The following is a 4,904-nucleotide window of genomic DNA, read 5'->3' on the forward strand; positions in this document are numbered from 1 at the left end:
AAATCTCCGCCAGTTTTTCCTCTGGCAAACTCAGCGCGCCACCGGCGCAGGATGTGGTCAAGACGCGCCGGCCCGTCGGATCGAAGACCGCCGAGGTGATCGTCGTCTCGGCTTGCAACTCCAACAGCGGCTTGCCCGTCAGCGCGTCAAAGATGCGGGCCGGCAGCGGGCCGGCGAAGTATTTCGTCGCGGGTGCCGCGGTGACGATCCGTTTCCCATCGGGACTGTATCGAGCCTCGCCCACGTCCGATTCGTTGTCCAAGAACAACCGCTGATGATTGGCGTCAAACGCGGCCAACAATGCCGTTCGGCCCTCCGCATCGGGATGACGCCGCACGCCTTCACCGGCGAGCGCCAGGGACAGATTGGGATCGTGGGGCAGTTCGAGCGCCGCCAGCGCGATCAACCGACGACCTTCGGATTCGTTGAGCGCCGCCGCCAGTTCTGTGTTCTTGGCTTCCACACGGATCCGAGATTCGGTTTCCGCTTGGACGGCATAGGTCAACGAACCGATCGACGCAACGATGGCGATGGCCGATGCAACGACCAGCGAGTTGACCAAGGAGCGATGTTTTCGTGCCCATCGTCTGGACCGTTGCGACAGCGTGGGCTTTCGGGCCCGAATCGGTTCGTCCCGGAGATACGCCCGTAGATCATCTGCCAATTCCCCGGCCGTCTGGTACCGCTCGTCGGGGTTTTTGGCCAAACACTTCATCACAATGATCGACAGTTCTTCCGGCAGATCGCCATTGATCTTGCGTGGCAAAACCGGATCGTCATACGCAATCTGTTGCAGAATTTCGGCGCGCGTTTTCCCGTCAAACGCTCGACGCAGGGTGAACAACTCATACAGCGTTGCCCCCAACGAGAAAAGATCGGAACGATGATCGACCACCAGCCGTTGCGCGCATGCCTGCTCCGGACTCATGTAACGCCACGTGCCGATCACGTCCCCGGATTGGGTCAACTCGGCTTCCCCTTGCACCTGCGCCAATCCGAAGTCCGCGACGTATAAATTCTCCTGCTCATCGATTAGCAGGTTCGACGGCTTGATGTCGCGGTGGACAATCCCCAGATCGTGGGCATGCTGCAGCGCGTCTGCAATCTGGATTCCCCAGCGGGCAAATGTCGCCACATAAGATCGATCCGCGAGCCGCGCCCCGGAGCGGTCGCTGCGGTGAGATCCGGCAACGTCGCCGGAACCGCGATCGGTCGACTGGTTTTGAATCTTGACCGTCGATTTCCGCGCCAGACCGTCTGACCCTCCCTGGGACGACCCCGCCTCGCGAAACTCCGAAATCCGCTTGGCCAGATTCTGTCCCCGGATGTACTGCATCGCATAGTAATAGATCCCGTCGTCAACGTCGGATGCGAACACGGTGACGACATGGGGATGCTCCAACTGTGCGGCAGCCTTCGCTTCGATTTGAAACCGGGCGAGCGCCGAGGGACTGATCACCGCCGAGTTCAGCGGCAACACCTTCACGGCGACCGTTTTGCCGAGCTTGACGTCTCGGGCGCGAAAGACGATTCCCATCCCACCGCGGCCGATCCGCTCGAGCAACTCGTACTGCCCCAGCCGTCGCAGTTCACCGCCGTTGGGATTGATCGTGAAATCGCCGTCCGTGTCGCGCCCCCGAGTCGCACCGAGGGCTTCGGTCAGCGGCAGTTGTTGATCCGTCATGATGATCGAATCCAAGGTGGCCGGAAATCGATTGCGATACGTTGACAGGTCGACCGGGTCACCCGCCGCGTGTCGGAGATCCAATTCGATGCGCAACAGCTGGCGAATCGCTTCGGAATGATTCGCCGCTTCGATCCCCTCGGCAAAATCTTCGATCCGAGGGTTTTCGCCGACGACCCACGCCCGCTTGAATTCTCGGCAAACCGCATCGATTTGGTCAGGACGACCATTTTTCGAATCATTCGTCATCGAAAACACCGTCAGCCAATAGAATATTGCATCGTGCCACCGCGAAGCACCGCACCACTGCGAAGCGTGGTGCCACGACGAGTGCGATGACAACCTATTGTACACATTTCGTTTGAACAGGAAATTTTTGATGATCAGGCACACCGGGATTGTTCTCGCCTTGCTATTGATGTGCCATTGGCTCCCTGCAGCGGATCGGCCGAACGTGTTGTTCATCGCGATCGATGATCTGCGTCCGCAGCTGGCGTGTTATGGCCAGACGTCGATGCACACTCCCAACATCGACGCCTTGGCCAGCCGTGGCGTGTTGTTCGAGCGAGCCTATTGCATGGTGCCGACGTGTGGTGCGTCACGCGCCTCGTTGTTCACCAGCATTCGCCCGGCGCCCAACCGCTTCGTCACCCACCTGGCCTGGGCGGAGAAAGACGCACCGGGAATTCTGCCGCTGCACACCCATTTCAAGAACAACGGCTACACCACGATCAGCCTGGGCAAGATCCTGCACCAGATCAACGATCACGCCGACGGCTGGAGTGAGCCGGCGTGGCGATCGAAGCAATCGGGCTACCAAAACGTGGAAGCGATGCGAGAAGCGATCGCAGAAAACAAACGCAGCTGGCCAAACAAAAATAAACATCGCGGCCCGGCATTCGAAGCGTCCGAATCCAGCGATGCCGATCATCCCGACGGCGACTGTATCAATCAGGCAGTGAGATACCTGGAAGGATTCGCGCGGTCGCCCGACCAGCCTTTCTTCCTGGCCGTCGGACTGCTCAAGCCACACCTGCCGTTCAATGCACCGCAAAAGTACTTCGACCTGTACGACTTCGACAAGATCGACGTGCCCGACAACTACGAGCTGCCGACCGATTTGCCGCCTCGGGCGGTCCACAATTCGGGTGAATTGCGCGCTTACGCGGGAATCCATCCGTCAAAACCCGTCGATCGCCTGACAGCCCGAAAGCTGATCCACGGCTATTATGCCTGCGTCAGTTTCGCCGATGCCAATGTCGGCAAGCTGCTACGCAGTCTCAAGCGACTTCATCTCGCCGACAACACCATCGTCGTGCTCTGGGGTGATCACGGATGGCAACTGGGCGAACACGGCATGTGGAACAAACACTCCTGTTTCGAAACCTCGATGCACGCGCCGTTGATCGTCGCGGCGCCGTCGCAAACAGATGTGCAACCCGGCACGCGGACCGCCGCGCTGACGGAATTCATCGACATCTACCCGTCGCTGTGCGATCTGGCGGGTCTGCCAACGCCCGACCACGTGCAAGGCAACAGTTTCGCCCCCTTGATGAAAGACCCAAGCCGATCGGGCAAACCGTTCGCCATCGGACGCTTCGGAACCGGAGACACGATTCGCACGGATCAACTGCGCTACAGTGAATACATCGACAAGAATCAATTCGTCGGCAGCATGCTGTACGATCATACCGCCGACCCCGGGGAAAACCACGACATCCGATCGGATCGTCCGAAAGTGTCGAAAGAGTTGGCCGAGTCGCTCCGTGAACACAAGGGCAAGTGATCGGCTGATATGAACCGGTTCGGTGATCGATAGACAATTGGACAGATGGAACTCTTCTGTTTCCGGGCTTCATCGCGAACAAACATCGAAAACGTTAGAGTCAGGAACTCTTAAACCGTCTGTGTCCCATTGCACCAGCACCGAGCCGGCATCACATTTGAACCGCACACACGTCGAGTCGGTCGCAGCAAATGAGTTCCCATGCCCCTCGTTGACTTGCCTGCAGAGCATGCCATGAACTGGCAAATCCTGGCGCAGGGACTGGTCGTGCTCGGCTGTCTTGGTATCGGATCTCGAATGGGCGGGGTCGCCGTGGGACTCTGGGGCGGCATCGGCGTGCTGCTGCTTTCCACGTTTTTTCATCTGGAGCCAGGTGGCTTTCCCATCGCGGCGATGACCATCATTTTTTCGGTCGTCACGGCTGCCGGTGCGATGCAAGCTGCCGGCGGGATCGATTATCTGGTCGGCATCGCACACCGCATTCTCAGGTCCCGGCCGCAATCTGTGACGTACCTGGCTCCTTTCGTGTCATGGATCTTTACGATCGGTGCCGGTACGGGGAATGTCTACTACTCGCTCCTGCCAGTGATCGAAGAGACCTCGTACAACAACAAAGTCCGGCCGGAACGACCTCTCGCACTCTCACCGGAAGCCTCTCAGTTGGGGATTACCAGCAGCCCGGTCTCCGCGGCGATGGCCGTGATGCTGGGCCTCGTGGCCCCGCTGGGATTTGAATTGAGCCAGATCCTCCTGATCGTGTTGCCTTCGACGGTTGTTAGCATCGCGGTGGCCGCGTTCATTCAAAACCGAGTGGGAAAGGAGTTGGACCGCGATCCCCGGTTTCTCAAGCGTTTGGAAGCTGGCGAAGTTCAGAAACCAGATTACACACCGCCCGATCTGGAGCAGATAACGACGAGAGCCAAATGTAGCGTGTATGTGTTCCTGTCTGGCATCCTGCTGGTGGTCTTGTTCGGTTTCGTTGATTCGCTCCGGCCACAGATCGAACTGTCGGATGGCTCGACCAAACCCATGGCTATGACCCAACTGATCGCCATCGTCATGATGGTGTCCGGGGTCGTGATCATGTTGATCGGCAAGGTGAATCCCGGAGCGATCCCCAGCAGCAACGTGTTTCAGTCCGGGATGGTGTCTGTTCTGGCGTTGATGGGAATTGCCTGGATGGCGAATACGTTTATCGGCGCGCACAACGAGTTGCTGTCGTCGGTGATGCTGGGACAGGTGGAACAGCGTGTCTGGGTACTGCCGGTCGCCTACTATGCGACGGCGGCGTTGACGACCAGCCAGTCCACGGCCACCCTGATCGTTACGCCGGTGGCAATTGCCATGGGGATCTCACCGGCGATGATTGTCGCTTCGTGGCTGGCGGTCATTGGGATCCACTTCTTTCCCGCCAATGGCAGCCAGATTGCCACG

Annotated in this window: 3 protein-coding genes; 2 read left to right on the forward strand and 1 reads right to left on the reverse strand. The window is 58.9% G+C overall.

The features are described 5' to 3' along the window. Window positions 1–1,933: serine/threonine protein kinase (locus ABX749_RS21855; protein WP_372897850.1), on the reverse strand; the 1,933-nt coding region annotated here is incomplete at its 3' end. A gap of 130 nt (window positions 1,934–2,063) precedes the next feature. Here ABX749_RS21855 and ABX749_RS21860 point away from each other — a divergent pair. Together ABX749_RS21860 and ABX749_RS21865 are read left to right on the forward strand one after the other, a co-directional pair. Further along, window positions 2,064–3,470, forward strand: a complete 1,407-nt coding sequence (locus ABX749_RS21860; RefSeq protein ID WP_372897851.1) for a sulfatase — start codon at window positions 2,064–2,066, stop codon at window positions 3,468–3,470. Window positions 3,471–3,704: 234 nt separating this feature from the next. Next, window positions 3,705–4,904 (forward strand): anaerobic C4-dicarboxylate transporter family protein (locus ABX749_RS21865; protein WP_372897852.1); only part of this gene is annotated, 1,200 nt, incomplete at its 3' end.

Source organism: Stieleria sp., assembly GCF_041595215.1.
Lineage (GTDB): Bacteria > Planctomycetota > Planctomycetia > Pirellulales > Pirellulaceae > Stieleria > Stieleria magnilauensis.

Excerpts from the sequence above, each read along its gene's own strand:
- ABX749_RS21860 (WP_372897851.1), top strand. The coding sequence starts at position 2,064 with ATGATCAGGCACACCGGGATTGTTCTCGCCTTGCTATTGATGTGCCAT.